Origin of the sequence: Cytobacillus oceanisediminis 2691, from assembly GCF_007678455.1 — a bacterium.
Classification (GTDB): domain Bacteria; phylum Bacillota; class Bacilli; order Bacillales; family Cytobacillaceae; genus Mesobacillus; species Mesobacillus oceanisediminis_A.
In genome coordinates this window covers 1-239 of sequence record NZ_VEEP01000387.1, presented here as the reverse complement: position 1 = coordinate 239, position 239 = coordinate 1, and the positions used below count along the sequence as shown (strand labels likewise).

At 56.5% G+C, this 239-nt stretch carries 1 protein-coding gene; it reads right to left on the bottom strand.

Translation table 11 applies throughout. The features are described 5' to 3' along the window. Window positions 1-51: 51 nt before the first annotated feature. Window positions 52-239 (bottom strand): hypothetical protein (locus tag FS736_RS24760; protein WP_186326951.1); only part of this gene is annotated, 188 nt, incomplete at its 5' end.

The window sequence follows — 239 nt, the reverse complement described above, 5'->3', positions numbered from 1 at the left end:
ACACCTATCGTACTCCACAGTTTCGCCTTTCCTCTCCCTCATACTCCTCCATTATCCCAAACACATCTCCTCCTCCCGGTTCTCCCCATCTTTCATCCCAATCCCTGCCGTCTCCCTTTCCCCGCCGCATCCTTCCCTTCCACCCAGCTCCTTCCCCCCCCCCTCTTCACCCCCAAGCTGCTCGCACATTTGATTCAACAGGACAAGGTCACCTTCACCCCACCAGTACCCACAATCTG